We start from the raw sequence: 13,269 nt of genomic DNA on the forward strand, positions 1-13,269 counted from the left end.
CGCATGATCACGCTTACGATCAACGGACGGCAGGTCGAAGTCGACGAGGGCACCAGCTTGCTGGAAGCGGCGAAGCTGGCTGGCATCCATATCCCGACGCTCTGCTATTACCCCGGCCTGCCCGCCCATGCCGTGTGCCGCATGTGCCTCGTGGAGATCGAGGGCACCCACAATCCGCAACCGGCCTGCCGCACTCTGGCGAAGGAGGGCGATGTCGTGGCGACGGACACCGAGGCGCTGGCGGCCTTTCGGAAAGCCGATGCCCAATGGCTGCTCGCGCGCCACCCCAATGACTGCATGCGCTGCGAGGTGAACGGGGCGTGCCAGCTCCAGCGTCTCGTCCATGAGAACCAGTGGGAGGAGCGTTGGCCGAAGATGCCCGCCGGGGCGCCTGCCGCCTCGGAAGAGCTCGCGACCGATCACACCTCCCCCAGCATCTGGCGCGATCTGTCGAAATGCATCGAATGCGGGTTGTGTGCGGAGGTCTGCGGCGACAGCGTGCAGAACCAGAATGTCATCGGGTTCGCCAATCGCGGATTTGACCGCCGCCCTGTCACGGTCTTTGACGTGCCGCTGTCGCAGACCAATTGCATCTCCTGCGGCCAGTGCACGCTTGTCTGCCCTGTCGGCGCGCTGATCGAGGCGCCGCATTGGCACGCGGTGCTGCGCACGCTCGACGCCCATCGGCGCGTCTCCGTGGTTCAGGTGGCCCCGGCGACCCGCATCGCCATCAGTGAGGAATTCGGGCTGGAGCCGGGCACCGTCAGCACGGGGCGCTTGATCAACGCGCTGCGGCTTCTGGGGTTCGACTACGTGTTCGACACCAATTTCGCCGCCGATCTGACGATCATGGAGGAAGGCACCGAACTGCTGTCGCGGCTCGAGGCCGGGACGGAGCTGCCGCTGTTCACCTCCTGCTGTCCGGGTTGGGTGAATTGGGTCGAGTTGAACCGCCCCGATCTTCTGCCGCATCTGAGCACGACCAAATCTCCCCAGCAGATGCATGGCGCGATTGCGAAACGGGGCCGCTTTGCGCGCGCGCTCGGGCCCGATTTCGCGGACGGCAAAGCCGAGCCCTATGTCGTGAGCGTGATGCCCTGCACCGCCAAGAAGGACGAGGCCCAGCGCCCCGGCGTCTCCGGCGACGTGGATCATGTGCTCACTACCCGAGAACTGGCGCGGATGATCCGGTCGCGGGGCATCCCGTTCGGGGCGCTCTCCGAGGACGGGCAATTTGACAGCCCGCTGGGCGAGAGCACCGGGGCCGCCCAGATATTCGGCGCCTCCGGCGGGGTCATGGAGGCGATGGTCCGCACGGCTGCACATTTCAAAGGGGTCGAGCACGATCTGCCGCTGGAATGGGAGGCGCTGCGCGGCGTCCGTGAGGGCGTGAAAACCGCAACCATTCCCGGCGTCGGCACCGTGGCCGTGTGCAACGGGATCGCGTCGGCCCAGCGCATGCTGGAAGACGAGACCTGGCGCGACGACTATGTCGCGGTCGAAGTCATGGCCTGCGTCGGCGGCTGCCTCGGCGGCGGCGGCGAGCCGAAATCCATGGACCCGCATATTTTGCAAAAACGCGCCAAGGCGATCTACAGCGTGGATGCGAAGGCGCCGCGCCGCCGCTCCTATGAGAATGCGGATGTGCAGGCGCTTTATGCCTCGGAACTGGGCGCGCCGAACTCCCCGACCGCTCATCGCCTGCTCCACACCCATTACGCCGCCAGACATTCCGCGCGCTCGCTGCTGATGCGCTTTCTGGATTGCGTGGACCGGCGCGACGGTGCGGCGGCCGCTAAACTGTTTCATGCCGATGGGGTCTGGTCGACCGCCTCTCCTTTCGGCGTGCTGACCGGCGCGGACGAGATCGCGGGGCTCATCAACGCGAAGCTGCCGCCGAACCTGCGCGGCACGAAATATGCGCGCCACCAGATGGAGCGCGCCTCGGATATCGACGATCTCACGGTCCTCGCCCCCGACGGGAGCCGCAGCCGCTTCGAGATGGAGCTGAGCACCGTGGAAGCTGACGGCTATTCTCAGACGGTGATCCAGTCCCTCACGCGCACCGTCCTTTGACACTCTCCTGCGCAGGCTTTCCGCGCAGAGGGCGAAGACAGGTCACAAATTCATCATTCCGACGATCACAAGCGCGTTTCTTTTTCCTTTCTTGTTCTAGAGCAAAGCCATAGCGGGCGACGGGGTTCATGCTCCGGCGCGTAGTATACCTGCCCTGCCCTGCGGGAAGAGACACCGGAACGGATGAACGATGCCAAGCCAGAGCCGCGACGAAATCGAAAAAATGCTGTCCACTGCGAAGAGTGGACGCCCTTGGCGGCTCTGGGCTTTCGGCGCGGGTGCTGTCGTGATCGCGATAGGCGCGTGGCTCTGGCTCGCCCCTACCGGCGACACCACGGGCACGAGCTATGTGACGCAAGAGGTCACGCGCGGGGATCTGACCGTCACGGTCACCGCGACCGGCACGGTGCAGCCCACGACGGAAGTCGAAGTCTCCTCGGAGCTGTCGGGCACGCTCGATAGCATCGATGTCGACTATAACGACGAGGTCAAAGTGGGTCAGGTCCTCGCGCGGCTCGACGACACGAAATTCAAGGCGCAGGTCGCCAATGCCGAAGCCGCGCTTGCCGCCGCCAAGGCGCAGCTCGCACAGGCCGAAGCCACCCAGAAGGAAGCGACGGCGCTTTATGAGACACAAGCCGAACTGGACCGGCGCGGGGTTTCGACCCATAGCACCTTCGTTACCTATATCGCGCAGCGCGATCGCGCCGTGGCGGCCGTTCAGGCCGCGAAAGCGTCGCTGACGTTGGCCGAGGCGAACCTTGCCTTGGAGAAGGACGATCTGGAGAAATCGGTCATCCGCTCCCCGATCAATGGCGTCGTTCTGGACCGCAATGTCTCGGCCGGTCAAATCGTGGCCGCCTCGCTGTCCGCGCCCACCCTGTTCACGCTGGCCGAGGACCTGCGCCGGATGCAGTTGCTGGTCGATATCGACGAGGCGGATATCGGTCAGGTCGCGGTCGGCAATGACGCGACATTCACCGTCGACGCCTATTCCGGTCGCTCCTTCCCGGCGACGATCACCCAGGTGCGCTATGCCCCCGAGACCACAGACGATGTCGTGACCTACAAGGGCGTGCTGGCGGTCGACAATGCCGATCTTCTCCTGCGCCCCGGCATGACCGCGACGGCGACGATCACCGTGGACGAGGCCAAGGACGCGCTGCTGATCCCGAATGCGGCGCTGCGCTACGCGCCCCCGCAAGAGGTCGAAGATGCGGGCAATGGCGCGAGCGGGCTCGTCGGCCTCGTGATGCCGAGCCGACCGAGTTCGGAGAGCGGCACCGCGAGCGGGAAATCCGTCTGGGTTCTTCGCGACGGCACCCCCGTCGAAGTGGCGGTCACGCCGGGCGCGACGAACGGCAAGTTCACGATCGTCACCGCGGGCGATCTGGCTGTCGGCGATCAGGTCATCACCGATCAGCGGGATGCATCGCGATGAGTGAGCCGCTTCTCGAGCTGCGCGGGATCGAGCGCCACTATGGCCACGACGAAACCCTCGTGCGCGCCCTCGATGGCGTCGACCTTCGCGTCGAACCGGGGGAATTCCTTGCGATCATGGGGCCCTCGGGGTCGGGAAAATCGACCGCGATGAACATCATCGGCTGTCTCGACCGACCGACCGCGGGGAACTACCTGTTCAACGGTGTCGAGGTCGCGACCCTGAACCGCGATCAACGCGCGCTTCTGCGCCGGCATTACCTCGGCTTCGTCTTTCAGGGCTACAACCTGCTGCCACGCACCACCGCGCTGGAAAATGTCGAACTTCCCCTGATCTACAAGGGGATGCGCAAGGCCGAACGTGTGGCGCGGGCCCGTCAGGCTCTGGCGCGGGTCGGGCTCGAGGGGCGCGAGGATCACACGCCGTCGCAGCTCTCGGGCGGTCAGCAGCAACGCGTCGCCATCGCGCGGGCGCTGGCGGGAGAGCCGATGGTGATGCTCGCCGACGAGCCCACGGGCAATCTCGACACCAAACGCAGCGTCGAGATCATGAACCTGATGCAGGATCTCAACCGCGAGTCCGGGCTGACCATCGTGATGGTCACGCATGAGGAGGACATGGCCGCCTATGCCTCCCGCCTCGTCGTCTTCACCGACGGTCGCGTCGTGCGCGACGAGAAGATGCACGAAGGAGCGCTGTGATGCTTTGGGAAACCATCCGCCTCGCGCTGACCGCGATCATCCGCAACGCGCTTCGGTCCTTTCTCACCGTGCTGGGCGTGGTGATCGGGGTCGCCGCCGTCATCGCGATGGTGACCGTCGGGCAAGGCTCCTCCGAGCAGGTCTCGGCCAATGTGGAATCGCTCGGCACGAATGTGCTGGTCCTGCGCTCGGGGGCGCGGATGATGGGGCCCGGATCGCGCGATACCGCCCCGCCCTTCAAGCTTTCGGATGCAGAAGCGCTGGAGGACCTGAGCAGCCTCTCGGCCGTCGCGCCTGTCGTCTCGACCGCAGCCACGGCGGTCTTCGGCAACAACAATCGCACGACATCGATCACCGGCACGACGTCGCCCTATCTCGAGATCGGAGGCTGGACGATCGCGCTCGGGCGCAGCTTCACCCCGGCCGAGGACCGCAGCGGCGCCAATCTTTGCATCATTGGCGAAACCGTGCGGACAACCCTGTTCGGCGCGACCGATCCGACCGGCGAGAAGATCCGCATCAAGTCGATCTCCTGCGAGGTGATCGGCGTGCTGAAATCCAAGGGCGCCGGGTCCTTCGGGCAGGATCAGGACGACCTCGTGCTGATGCCGGTCCGAACGGTGCAAAGGCGGCTGATGGGCAGTCAGGACGTCTCTTCGATTTCGCTTCAGGTGGCCCGAACGGCCTCTGTCGAGCGGGCCACCTCCGATATCGAGGCCCTGATGCGCGAGCGCCGCCGCATCGCCATCGGCGAAGACGACGACTTCTCGGTCTTCGACATGGCCGAGCTGAGTTCGATGCTGAATTCGGTCAATTCGGTTCTTACCGGCCTGCTCTCCTCCGTCGCGGCGGTCAGCCTGCTCGTGGGCGGGATCGGCATCATGAACATCATGCTCGTCTCGGTGACCGAGCGCACCCGCGAGATCGGCATCCGCCTCTCGGTCGGCGCGCAGGCGCATCAGGTTTTGATGCAGTTTCTGGTCGAGGCGGTGGTGCTGTCGGTTCTGGGCGGGATCATCGGGATTCTCTTCGGCCTCGGCCTCGCCTATGTCGCGGCGCAGATCATGGCGATCCCCTTCTCGCCCAGCCTGAACGTCATCGCCCTCGCCTTCGGCTTCTCCGCCGTGGTGGGTATGGTCTTCGGCTACTTTCCTGCGCGGCGGGCGGCCCGGCTCGATCCGATCGATGCGCTGCATTATCAGTAGATGTCAGGCACAAAAAAGCCCCCTGCCGCGGAGGACAGGGGGCTTCGGGATCATGTATCGTCGAAGGTGATCAGGCGTTGTTGTCGACCACGACGATCAGATTGCCTTCGGCGTTGATATACGCGGCAGCGACATCCTCGGGCGTGTAGTCGGTGCCGTCGAAGACGCTGGACGGAAGCTGGCTGTAATCGGCATCCACGTCAGCGCCCATTGCGTTCTCGAGAGCCGCGGAGCCATTCTCGGCGCCTTTACCCTTCAGATCGGACAGAGCGACGATCTTGGCTTCGCCATCGGTTCCCACTTCATAATCGGCGAACTGGTCGGTGGACGCAGCGCCATTGGCCTGAAGGTCCGCGACGAGCTGACCATAGGTCTTCACCGACCCATCTTGGCCCATTCCACCATTCGAGCCCGCAGTCGTTGCGGCGTCCGTCGATGCGCCCATATCCGCGCTTGCGCCGACATCAGCGCCTGCAGCCTGCGCCGAGACCGATGCGCCAGCGTCCGTTCCGGTGGAGACGTCAGCCTGAGCCAGGGCCGCAACGGGCGCGGCAGTGGCCAGAATACCTGCGAGAGCGATCGACTTGATGGTGTAGGTCATAGTGTTCTCCTTGCATTTCATGCGCCGACCGTCAGCCGGCAGACAGAGAACACTGCAGAAAGATCACCGTTCCTGAGCGCGAGCAGGCTCGGAAAAACTCTGCTCAAACGTCGAAAATCGTGAGCGCGATAATGCCAAGGAACAAAGCGACGGGCTCTTGGGCCGGAACACGGAGTTATGTCAGAGATTCGAACCACGTTCGAACCTGCGCGAGACCGTCGGTGGCACAGGTTGGAAAGCTGGAGGAAACCGAAACGCAGCCTGACGCGCCAGCTTCATTCACGTGGAATGCGCGGGGTCGCGGTGCGGAAAAGCTCCCCCTTAGCCGGGACAGCTTTCGCCGCTGGCGCAGGTATTCAGTGCGTCCAGTTCGCGCGGCGGTCGGTCGCGAAGTTCTCGCCATAGCCGCGGGCACGGACATTCGGGGCGCGCTTATGCGGCTCCGTCACGACGTAATCTATGCCCTTTTCCTTGGCATAGGCTTCGGCGGCCTCGCGGGTCTCAAAGCGCAGCCGCACTTGGGCCTGCGTGTCGTTGGAGCTGGTCCAGCCCATCAGCGGGTCGATCTCACGCGCGTCGGAGGCGACATAGTCGAGATACCAGAACCGCGTCTTCGCGGTGCCCGATTGCATGGCGTTGCGGGCGGGTTGGTAGATGCGCGCGCGCATGGGCAAACTCCTCTGCGATACCTCTGACTTTTCTTAGTGCATCTGAGCCAAATCGCAAGCCCCGGAGCGCAAAGCCGAAAGATGCGCGGCGATCGTGCATGACATGCCGGACCCTTCGATGACGCCGCCGCCCGCCGTGCCGGGAGGATACCGGGAGCACCCGTAAGTTGAGGAACTGCCGACCGGCTGGGGAGCAAGAGGTGGGGGTGGTGCGCCGGCCGGCAGTCTGATGCTGCTTGCAAAAGGCAAGATGCGCGCGCCCCGCCATGAATTCAAGCCAAACGGAGACGCAAGCCACTGTTAAATATAGACAATTCGAAACTCTGCGTTAAGCCTTCTGTAACGCCTTTCGCAAACCCTTGAATGCGAACGAAAAGAGGACAACTTTGGGGGGCAAGCAAAAGGTCTGCGCGATGCCTCACAACAATACCAATCTGCCCTCCGAACGCCCCGACGTGCTCACCCGCCCCAAGCTGGAAGGCGGCAAGCGGTTCGTGATGCAGACTCAGTTCAACCCGGCCGGCGACCAGCCGACCGCGATTGCGGAACTGTCCTCCGGCGTCGAGGGGCAAGAACGCGATCAGGTGCTGCTGGGCGCGACCGGCACGGGCAAGACCTTCACCATGGCCAAGGTGATCGAGGAAACCCAACGCCCCGCGATCATCCTCGCGCCGAACAAGACGCTGGCCGCGCAGCTCTACGGTGAGTTCAAGAGCTTCTTCCCCGACAACTCGGTGGAATATTTCGTCTCCTACTACGACTACTACCAGCCCGAAGCCTACGTGCCGCGCTCGGACACCTATATCGAGAAGGAATCGCAGATCAACGAGCAGATCGACCGGATGCGCCACTCGGCCACCCGGGCGCTTCTGGAGCGTGACGACGTGATCATCGTGGCCTCGGTCTCGTGCATCTATGGTATCGGCTCGGTCGAGACCTATTCGGCGATGACGCAGGACCTCAAGACCGGCGATCTGATCGAGCAACGCAAATTCATCAACGAACTGGTGGCGCAGCAATACAAGCGACTCGATGCGGCCTTCCAGCGCGGCGCGTTCCGCGTGAAGGGCGACACGGTCGATCTGTGGCCCGCCCACTTGGAGGACCGCGCCTGGCGGTTCTCCTTCTTCGGTGAAGAGCTGGAGGCAATCACCGAATTCGACCCGCTGACCGGGGCGAAGACCGACAGTTTCGACCAAATCCGCATCTATGCGAACAGCCACTACGTCACGCCGCGCCCGACCCTGCAGCAAGCCGCGAAGGGCATCCGCAAGGAGCTGGCGCTCCGGCTGAAGCAGATGGAAGAGGAAGGCAAGCTGCTGGAGGCGCAGCGCCTCGAACAGCGCACGAATTTCGATCTGGAGATGCTGGAAGCGACCGGCGTCTGCAACGGGATCGAGAACTACTCGCGCTATCTCACGGGTCGTGCACCCGGCGAGCCGCCGCCCACCCTCTTCGAGTTCATCCCCGACAACGCGATCGTCTTCGCCGATGAGAGCCACGTCACCGTGCCGCAGATCGGCGGCATGTATCGCGGGGACTATCGGCGCAAGTTTACCCTGGCCGAACACGGCTTCCGCCTGCCGTCCTGCATGGATAACCGCCCGCTCAAATTCGAGGAATGGGACGCGATGCGCCCGCAATCGGTCTTCGTCTCGGCCACACCCGCCGCGTGGGAGCTGGAACAGACCGGCGGCGTCTTCACCGAACAGGTCATTCGCCCCACGGGCCTCTTGGACCCGGTCGTGGAGATCCGCCCGGTCGAGACGCAGGTGGACGATGTGCTCGATGAGATCCGCACCGTCGCCGCGCGCGGCTATCGCACACTCGTCACCACGCTCACAAAACGCATGGCCGAGGATCTGACCGAATACCTTCACGAACAGGGCGTTCGCGTGCGCTACATGCACTCCGACATCGACACGATCGAGCGGATCGAGATCCTGCGCGACCTGCGGCTCGGGGCTTTCGACGTGCTGATCGGGATCAACCTTCTGCGCGAGGGTTTGGACATTCCCGAATGTGGGCTCGTCGCGATCCTCGATGCCGACAAGGAGGGCTTCCTGCGTTCGGAAACCTCGCTGATCCAGACCATCGGTCGCGCCGCGCGGAACTCCGAAGGCCGCGTCATCATGTATGCAGACAGGATCACCGGCTCGATGCAGCGCGCGATGGACGAAACCGATCGCCGCCGCGCCAAGCAGATCGCCTATAATGAGGAACACGGTATCACGCCCGAGACGATCAAGAAGAATGTCGATGACGTTCTGGCCGGTCTCTATCAGGGCGACACCGACATGTCGCGCGTCACCGCCAAGGTCGATGCGGTCAAGCCCGGTGCGAACCTGCAGGCGCATCTCGACGACATGCGCGCGAAGATGCGCAAGGCGGCCGAGGATCTGGAATTCGAGGAAGCCGCCCGCCTGCGCGACGAGGTGAAACGTCTGGAGGCGGTGGACCTCGCCGTCCACGACGACCCGCTCGCGCGGCAATCGGCGGTAGAGGCGGCCAGCGAGGCCGCGGTCAAGGCGCAGGGCCGGTCGACTGCCGGACGGCCGGGTCAGCGCGGGGGTGTTAAGCGGAAGAAGGGGCGGTGAGGCTCGCCCGGCACATTGCCCTGAGCGCCTGGCTCGGTGTGATGACCGGACCGGCGCACGCCCAGATCCTCACTTGTGCCGCCCCACCCTTCGATAAGCCACCCGAAATCGCTGCGCTCGTCACACAGCTGCGTCCCGCCCTCGACCGCTGGCCGAGCCTGCATGTCGCGCTCTTTCAAGACGCTGGCGAGCTGTGTCTCGCCGACACGCTGCACGATGCGCGGGGATATTTCGAGCCGCGCTCCTCCCGGCTCGTGATCGCCACCGACATGGCACCCGCCCTGCAAAAGGCAGTTCTGATTCACGAATTGCGCCATCTGGAGCAGAAATTCCACGGTTCCTGTCCCGATCCGAACCTGTCGATGAAGGAAAATGCCCGCGCGATCTTCGCGATGGAGGCGGACGCGACGACCTTCAGCCTCGCTGTGGCTTGGGATCTGCGCGAAGCCGGGATGCCCGACGCCTGGGACGCGCTTGCAGGATGGCCGATGCAGGACGATATCGCCGCAGCCTTCGAGACAGAAATGGGCCGCTCGGACGATCTCATCAGCGCGGCCAGCGCCGCTTTCACCCAGTGGTACGCGAAAGATGCACGACGCGAGCTATACTACCTCGCGTCGTGCAGCGATTATCTCGAGTCCCGCGACCGGGAACACAGAATGCTCAGCTATGATCGGCTTTCCAGCAGCTTCTTCGACGCGCTTTGCCGGCTACCCGATGGCGAAGCCTACCCTTGCACAGAGCCCGGAGACTGAGGTTCAGCCCCCGCTGACCGTCAGCCCCAGCAGCCGCCACTGCTGCATCCCGCCGCGGTAGTAATAGATCTTTTCCGCCGGAAAACCGGCTTCGATCATGCGGCGGGCGGCGGTGGGCGACTGGCCGCACCACGGGCCGTTGCAGTAAAGCGCGACCGATTTCACGTCCTCGCCATCGCAGATGAAGCCCTCGAAATCAGGCTGACAGCCAAGCTCGCCCAGACGGTCGGGGGCTTCCATATAGGGAATATTGATCGCACCGGGGATCGCGCCGCCCTCGAAGTCGCGGGTCACCCGCCCGTCGATGACAACCACGTTGGGATCCTTGAGAAATTCCATCATTTCCAGCTCCCCAACCGGGGTCACGCCGGGGGCCGGGATCATCGGCTGGATGCAGAAGCTCGGACAGGGGCGCGAGGTCTTGGCCCAATCGCCTTCCAGCTTGTTCTCGTTATCCTGAATCCGCTTGATCTCGACCGGTCCGTTGGCAGTGTCGACCGTGACGGACATGACGTCAGGGCGAATATTGACCGGCTCGGCGAAAGCGGGCTCGACAATAACAGGCGCGGCAGCCAGAAGCGCGGCAAGAAAAATGAAACGCATGTTAACCTCCCTTTTTCGTGATCATAACACGACTGCCAGCCTTGTCGCCGGCAGTGTGGACCTTTAGCTCAACGAAATGAGAGCGATTTTGATCCTTGGTGCAGCGGTTTGGGCGCAAGAAGCCCCCTCGCCCACATTGCTGCGGCGCACCCGTCACGCGGCATCGCTCTGGCATTCCGGCGCGGCGGAGCGGGTGATCTGTTGCGGAGGTGTCGGGCGGCATCCGCCGAGCGAGGCCGAAGTGATGGCCCGGATCCTGCGCGCGGAAGGCGTCGACGACGGGGCGATCACGCTCGAGGACCGCTCGACCACTACTTACGAGAATATCGGCTTCGCCCGGGCGCATCTGGAGAGCGACGAGGTGATCATCGTCACTGACCCCTATCACGCGCCGCGCGCGGTGATGATCGCGCGGCAGATGGGGCTACGGGCGCGCGCGGACTGCCCGCCGCATCGGGCGAGCGCGAAGGCCCGCGCCCGTGAAGGGTTCGCCTACCTGAAGCTGGGATGGTGGCTGGCGCGCGGCGGGCCTTTGCCCTGAGGCGCGTGCCTTGCGTCAGTCGAGGATCATCTTGCCGATGACCAGCACAATAACCGCACCGACAAGCGCGATAGCGATGATCGCAAGCAGACCGCCCGCCGCAAGCACCGCCCCGCCCAGAAGGGCGACGATGAAGGGGGTGATGAGGGCGCCGACCACACCGATCGCCAGATAGGCGGCCTTGTGACGCCCACCCGAGACGACGCTCGCGATCCAGCCCGCCAGAAGACCTGCGAGCACGAGAAGGATCAGGCCGACCGTGCCGATAGCTTGCAGAACGCTTTCCATGATGTCACTCCGATATGTCTTTTCACATCAACGCGAGGCGCGCCCTGAAGTTCCCTCCTCACGCGCCTATTTCGGCAGCGCAGCAATCCGCACGCCCGCCCGTCAGAAATCGGCCGAGACCTCGTACATCACCGGCTCGAAATTGCGGCACAGCGTGTAGATCACGCGGTTGCGCGAGATCATCTCGGGACTGCGCAGCATCGCTTGATAGTCGCCCCGCTCGTTCCATTTCGAATAGGTCGCGATCCGCGTGCGCGCGTCGTTCATATGCAGGCCCGCGCCGATGAAACCGGGCGCTTTCGAGATCACCTCGGAATAGGCGGCTTGCAGCTTCTCCATCAACTCGTCGGCTGTGGCGGGCGTCATCTCGAAGGTGCAGATCACGGTCTGCCCTTTGAAATCGCTGGTAATCTCGGTCATGGGCGGTCCTCCTCGGCATCATGCTCGCACAGAAGAGCGCAGAAATCACCGCTCTTTTGCGGACCTGCGTCAGAGTGGCAGAAGCGCCAGCGCCGGGACCGCCACGATAAGCGCGATGCGGATCAGATCGGCGCCCACGAACCAGCTCACTGCGCCTCATCCTCAGAACGAATGTTTCTCGATCAGGGCGCGGGCAGAGGTCAGCAACTCTTCACCCGGCACACCGTTTTCTTCCATCTCGGCAACCCATGCGTCGATCACCGGCTGCGAGGCGTCTTTCCAGATCGACGTATCCTCGGCCGGGATCGTGATGATCTCGTTGCCCAGATCCATCGCGGCCTGACGCGAAGGGATATCCTCGGCCTGCTGCAGGTGTCCCGCCTGCGCCGAAAACTCAACGCCCGAGACGCTGTCGATCGCGGCCTGCAGATCGGGGTCGAGCGCGGCGTAGCGGTCCTTGTTCATCGCGAGAATGAAGCTCGCCGTGTAGATCGAGGGGCCAGCGAATTGCGTGTGGTGATGGACCAGCTCGCCGATCCGCAGCGAGGCCGAGACCTCCCAAGGCAGAAGCGCCCCGTCGATCGTCCCGTGCGAGAGCGCCTCGGGCACAGCCGGGACCGGCATCTCGACAGCCGTCGCGCCGAAATGTTCAAGCAGCTTCGTCGTCACCCGCGACGGGCCACGCAGTTTCAGCCCTTCGAAATCGGAAATCGCGCGAACGGACTTGTTCGCATGGATCACGCCCGGCCCGTGCACCCAGGTGCCCAGCAGGTGAATGTCGCGGAAATCCGTATCGACCATCTCCGCCTGCGCCAGCTCCCACAGCGCGGCAGACGCGGCCTCGGCCTCGGCGACCAGGAAGGGAAGCTCCATCACCTCGGTGCGCGGAAACCGCCCCGGCGTGTAGCCCGGCAGCGTCCAGACGATGTCGACAACCCCGTCAGTGACCTGATCGACGAGATCGGTCGGCTTCCCGCCCAGCTGCATCGACGGGTAATGCTGGATGCGCACCCGGCCCTGCGACGCCTCTTCGACCGCCTTGATCCAAGGGGTGAGGATATGGGCGGGCACGAAGCTGGTCAGCGGCAGGAATTGATGCAGGCGCAGCGTGACCTCGGGCTCTGCGGCCAGCACAGGCGGCGCGGCCAAGGCGGCGGCACCGGCGGCAAGGGCGAAACTCTCACGGCGGGTAAATCTCTGGCTCATGCGGGTCTCCCTCTCACGCGGTCCAAAGCGGATTTACCCGGCGGATGCCCCCAACGTCCAGTTTTGCTTTTCGCGAGATGACGGACCTGTCGTGCGACGACAGCAGCGGCACTCGACGCATGGCAAAACCGCTCCTTCCCGCAAAAGAAAAACCCGCGCCAAGCGCG

13 protein-coding genes are annotated in these 13,269 nt (G+C 64.1%); 7 read left to right on the forward strand and 6 right to left on the reverse strand.

The features are described 5' to 3' along the window. Positions 1–3: 3 nt before the first annotated feature. The 4 genes from BMI85_RS05300 to BMI85_RS05315 all read left to right on the forward strand — a co-directional run bounded on the left by BMI85_RS05300 (position 4) and on the right by BMI85_RS05315 (position 5,423). Positions 4–2,076: a [FeFe] hydrogenase, group A gene (locus BMI85_RS05300; RefSeq protein ID WP_078599996.1), complete on the forward strand. Its 2,073-nt coding sequence runs from the start codon at positions 4–6 to the stop codon at positions 2,074–2,076. Between the two features lie 223 nt (positions 2,077–2,299). Then, a complete protein-coding gene (locus BMI85_RS05305; protein ID WP_246832492.1) occupies positions 2,300–3,517 on the forward strand; it encodes an efflux RND transporter periplasmic adaptor subunit in 1,218 nt (405 codons plus the stop codon). Continuing rightward, positions 3,514–4,218, forward strand: a complete 705-nt coding sequence (locus BMI85_RS05310) for an ABC transporter ATP-binding protein (RefSeq protein WP_078541903.1) — start codon at positions 3,514–3,516, stop codon at positions 4,216–4,218. Before BMI85_RS05305 ends, BMI85_RS05310 begins: the two co-directional genes overlap by 4 nt. Continuing rightward, positions 4,218–5,423 carry an ABC transporter permease gene (locus BMI85_RS05315; RefSeq protein ID WP_078520321.1) on the forward strand — a complete coding sequence of 402 codons (1,206 nt, stop codon included), beginning with the start codon at positions 4,218–4,220 and terminating at the stop codon, positions 5,421–5,423. Before BMI85_RS05310 ends, BMI85_RS05315 begins: the two co-directional genes overlap by 1 nt. A gap of 70 nt (positions 5,424–5,493) precedes the next feature. On the opposite strand, the gene BMI85_RS05320 is transcribed toward BMI85_RS05315, so the two are convergent. Further along, a complete protein-coding gene (locus BMI85_RS05320) occupies positions 5,494–6,024 on the reverse strand; it encodes a hypothetical protein (RefSeq protein ID WP_078570066.1) in 531 nt (176 codons plus the stop codon). A gap of 356 nt (positions 6,025–6,380) precedes the next feature. After that, positions 6,381–6,692 carry an ETC complex I subunit gene (locus tag BMI85_RS05325; protein WP_078520323.1) on the reverse strand — a complete coding sequence of 104 codons (312 nt, stop codon included), beginning with the start codon at positions 6,690–6,692 and terminating at the stop codon, positions 6,381–6,383. A gap of 413 nt (positions 6,693–7,105) precedes the next feature. On the opposite strand from BMI85_RS05325, the gene uvrB reads away from it, so the two are divergent. Together uvrB and BMI85_RS05335 are read left to right on the forward strand one after the other, a co-directional pair. Further along, positions 7,106–9,289 carry an excinuclease ABC subunit UvrB gene (uvrB, locus tag BMI85_RS05330; protein ID WP_078601062.1) on the forward strand — a complete coding sequence of 728 codons (2,184 nt, stop codon included), beginning with the start codon at positions 7,106–7,108 and terminating at the stop codon, positions 9,287–9,289. A 41-nt stretch (positions 9,290–9,330) separates the two neighbouring features. Then, positions 9,331–10,044 carry a DUF6782 family putative metallopeptidase gene (locus BMI85_RS05335; RefSeq protein WP_143595001.1) on the forward strand — a complete coding sequence of 238 codons (714 nt, stop codon included), beginning with the start codon at positions 9,331–9,333 and terminating at the stop codon, positions 10,042–10,044. 3 nt (positions 10,045–10,047) lie between these two features. On the opposite strand, the gene BMI85_RS05340 is transcribed toward BMI85_RS05335, so the two are convergent. Continuing rightward, complete coding sequence (locus BMI85_RS05340) at positions 10,048–10,647, reverse strand: rhodanese-like domain-containing protein (RefSeq protein ID WP_078600002.1); 600 nt, start codon at positions 10,645–10,647, stop codon at positions 10,048–10,050. Between the two features lie 88 nt (positions 10,648–10,735). Here BMI85_RS05340 and BMI85_RS05345 point away from each other — a divergent pair, with 88 nt between their 5' ends. Continuing rightward, positions 10,736–11,188 carry a YdcF family protein gene (locus BMI85_RS05345; protein WP_246831857.1) on the forward strand — a complete coding sequence of 151 codons (453 nt, stop codon included), beginning with the start codon at positions 10,736–10,738 and terminating at the stop codon, positions 11,186–11,188. Positions 11,189–11,203: 15 nt separating this feature from the next. Here BMI85_RS05345 and BMI85_RS05350 read toward each other — a convergent pair whose 3' ends face one another. From BMI85_RS05350 to BMI85_RS05360, 3 genes are all read right to left on the reverse strand, one after another. Continuing rightward, positions 11,204–11,476, reverse strand: coding sequence for a hypothetical protein (locus BMI85_RS05350; RefSeq protein WP_078570063.1), 273 nt, complete (start codon positions 11,474–11,476; stop codon positions 11,204–11,206). A 102-nt stretch (positions 11,477–11,578) separates the two neighbouring features. Beyond that, entirely contained in the window at positions 11,579–11,896 is a 318-nt protein-coding gene (locus BMI85_RS05355) for an antibiotic biosynthesis monooxygenase (RefSeq protein WP_078520328.1), read from the reverse strand. A 162-nt stretch (positions 11,897–12,058) separates the two neighbouring features. Then, positions 12,059–13,102, reverse strand: a complete 1,044-nt coding sequence (locus tag BMI85_RS05360; RefSeq protein WP_078600004.1) for a TRAP transporter substrate-binding protein — start codon at positions 13,100–13,102, stop codon at positions 12,059–12,061. Between the last annotated feature and the right edge of the window lie 167 nt (positions 13,103–13,269).

The organism is Thioclava sp. DLFJ4-1 (genome assembly GCF_002020145.1).
GTDB lineage: Bacteria > Pseudomonadota > Alphaproteobacteria > Rhodobacterales > Rhodobacteraceae > Thioclava > Thioclava sediminum.

Excerpts from the sequence above, each read along its gene's own strand:
- BMI85_RS05300 (WP_078599996.1), top strand. The coding sequence starts at position 4 with ATGATCACGCTTACGATCAACGGACGGCAGGTCGAAGTCGACGAGGGC.
- BMI85_RS05305 (WP_246832492.1), top strand. The coding sequence starts at position 2,300 with ATGCTGTCCACTGCGAAGAGTGGACGCCCTTGGCGGCTCTGGGCTTTC.
- BMI85_RS05310 (WP_078541903.1), top strand. The coding sequence starts at position 3,514 with ATGAGTGAGCCGCTTCTCGAGCTGCGCGGGATCGAGCGCCACTATGGC.
- BMI85_RS05315 (WP_078520321.1), top strand. The coding sequence starts at position 4,218 with ATGCTTTGGGAAACCATCCGCCTCGCGCTGACCGCGATCATCCGCAAC.
- BMI85_RS05320 (WP_078570066.1), bottom strand. The coding sequence starts at position 6,024 with ATGACCTACACCATCAAGTCGATCGCTCTCGCAGGTATTCTGGCCACT.
- BMI85_RS05325 (WP_078520323.1), bottom strand. The coding sequence starts at position 6,692 with ATGCGCGCGCGCATCTACCAACCCGCCCGCAACGCCATGCAATCGGGC.
- uvrB (WP_078601062.1), top strand. The coding sequence starts at position 7,106 with ATGCCTCACAACAATACCAATCTGCCCTCCGAACGCCCCGACGTGCTC.
- BMI85_RS05335 (WP_143595001.1), top strand. The coding sequence starts at position 9,331 with ATGACCGGACCGGCGCACGCCCAGATCCTCACTTGTGCCGCCCCACCC.
- BMI85_RS05340 (WP_078600002.1), bottom strand. The coding sequence starts at position 10,647 with ATGCGTTTCATTTTTCTTGCCGCGCTTCTGGCTGCCGCGCCTGTTATT.
- BMI85_RS05350 (WP_078570063.1), bottom strand. The coding sequence starts at position 11,476 with ATGGAAAGCGTTCTGCAAGCTATCGGCACGGTCGGCCTGATCCTTCTC.
- BMI85_RS05355 (WP_078520328.1), bottom strand. The coding sequence starts at position 11,896 with ATGACCGAGATTACCAGCGATTTCAAAGGGCAGACCGTGATCTGCACC.
- BMI85_RS05360 (WP_078600004.1), bottom strand. The coding sequence starts at position 13,102 with ATGAGCCAGAGATTTACCCGCCGTGAGAGTTTCGCCCTTGCCGCCGGT.